This is a genomic window from Streptomyces sp. (assembly GCF_031178505.1).
Lineage (GTDB): Bacteria > Actinomycetota > Actinomycetes > Streptomycetales > Streptomycetaceae > Streptomyces > Streptomyces gulbargensis.
The window spans coordinates 1-1,891 of sequence record NZ_JAPSIW010001005.1 but is presented as its reverse complement, the minus strand read 5'-3'; the positions used below and the strand labels follow the sequence as shown (position 1 = coordinate 1,891).

3 protein-coding genes are annotated in these 1,891 nt (G+C 75.0%); 1 reads left to right on the top strand and 2 read right to left on the bottom strand.

Annotation, left to right across the window (positions count from 1 at the left end; genetic code table 11):
- Both RIF68_RS35605 and RIF68_RS35600 read right to left on the bottom strand, forming a co-directional pair.
- A partial coding sequence (locus tag RIF68_RS35605; RefSeq protein ID WP_309055748.1) for a dihydrodipicolinate synthase family protein occupies positions 1 to 607 on the bottom strand: 607 nt, incomplete at its 3' end.
- A 110-nt stretch (positions 608 to 717) separates the two neighbouring features.
- Positions 718 to 1,161 (bottom strand): GNAT family N-acetyltransferase, encoded by a 444-nt coding sequence (locus RIF68_RS35600; protein WP_309055746.1) that lies wholly within the window; start codon positions 1,159 to 1,161, stop codon positions 718 to 720.
- Between the two features lie 113 nt (positions 1,162 to 1,274).
- Between RIF68_RS35600 and RIF68_RS35595 the strand changes: the two genes are divergently transcribed.
- A partial coding sequence (locus tag RIF68_RS35595) for an antibiotic biosynthesis monooxygenase (RefSeq protein ID WP_309055744.1) occupies positions 1,275 to 1,891 on the top strand: 617 nt, incomplete at its 3' end.

Here is a 1,891-nt window from a genome sequence, read left to right as displayed (position 1 = left end):
CGCCGCCGAGCGCGTACAGCGGCAGGTTCAGCTCCTCGCAGCCCGAGTAGTACGCGAGGGGGGTCTCGGCGATCAGCCGCCCCGCGGCGTACAGGTCGTAGGAGCAGTCCTTCACCGCCACGATCCGCGGGTGCTCGGCCAGGCGCCGCAGGGTGGCCGGCTCGACCCGGGTGCCGGTGCGGCCCGGGATGTCGTACACCACCACCGGCAGCCCGGTCGCGTCCGCCACCCGCAGGAAGTACGCCTCCAGGGCGGCCTGCGGCGGCCGGCTGTAGTACGGGGAGGCGACGAGCAGCCCGTCCGCCCCCGCCGCCTCGGCCGCGCGCGCCAGCTCCACCGTGTGCCGGGTGTCGGCCGTTCCGACCCCGGTCAGCAACGGCACGTCCGGCCCCACGGCCGCCCGTACGGCGCGGACCAGCGCCGCCTTCTCGGCGTCCGAGGTGGTCGGGGACTCGCCGGTGGTGCCGTTGAGGACGATGCCGTCGCAGCCCTCCGCGACGAGCCGTACCGCCAGTTCGCCCGCCCCGTCCGGGTCGAGCCCGCCGGAGGGGGTGAAGGGGGTGATCATCGCGCAGAGCGCGCGGCCGAAAGGACGTTCCGTGGTCATGCGGAGAGTCTGGGCGACCCCGACCGTGAAGGTCCACTTAGATCTGCTTGGCCCGAAGATTCAGTTCAGCTGAACGACGGGGGTGTCGGCCGCGCTCCGGGATCTTGCCGTCAGAGGGCCAGCTTGAAGCCGTCGTGACTGCGCGCGAACCCCAGCGACGCGTAGAAGCGGTGGGCGGCCTCCCGCCGCTTGTCGCTGGTCAGCTGGACCAGCGCGCAGCCACGGCCGCGCGCCCGCGCCACGGCCCGCTCCATCAGATCCCGGCCGAGGCCGCCGCCGCGCCGGTCGGCCCGGATCCGGACCGCCTCGAACAGGGCCCGCTCCGCGCCGCCCTTGCCGAGCCCCGGTATGTAGGTGGCCTGGAGGCAGCCGAGGACGAGGCCGCCGTCCACCAGGACCAGCATCTCGTTGCGCGGATCGGCCGTGATCGCCGCGAAGGCGCGCTCGTACGCCTCCGTGACCACCACCGAGGCGGCGTCGACGACGGTCTCCTCGTCGGCGAGCAGGGCGAGGACCGCGGGGAGTTCGGCGCGGGTGGCCGGTCGGAGCATCATGGCCGGAAGTGTGCCACGACGGCCTTGACCTCAACTTTGGTCGAGGTACCAGGGTGGGTCGTGCCCGGGAGAACCGCCCCCGTGCACGGACCCGACCGCTCGGAGGAGACCCCATGAACACCGTCACGCACCCCGAGGCCCGCCCCGGCCTCACCCGCCCGGGCACCGGCCAGGTCATGGTGAGCACCTGGCGGGTCGGCACCCCCGCACGGCAGCGCGCCGCCGTCGAGGCGATCCGCACCGCCTGGGAGAGCCGGCCGTGGCCCGACCCGCGCCTCCTGTCGTACAGCGTCCACGCCGGCACCGACGGGGACACGCTGCTGCACCACTCGCGGTGGACCGGCGAGCAGGCCTACCAGGACTTCGTGCGCACCCACCGGGACGGCCGGAACGCCGAGATCGACGCGGCCGTGCCGGGGATCGAGCGGGTCGTCCTCCACCGCTACGCGCCGCCCTACCGCTCCGTCCCGCTCGACCCGGCGAGCGCGGGGGCCCCGCCCGGCGTCCTGGTGGCCGTGGAGGCGGAGTTCGCGGACGCCGACCCCGTGCGCCGGCGGGCCTGGGTGGACGCCGTGTGCGCGGCCCTGGCCGACGAGGCGGGCGAGCGGCCGGCCCACGGCGGGATCGGCGCCCACTTCCACCTCTCCACCGACGGCACCCGTGTCCTCAACCTCGCCGAGTGGGAGAGCGAGCGGGCGCACGCGGACTGGCTGTCCGGCGGGGAACCGCT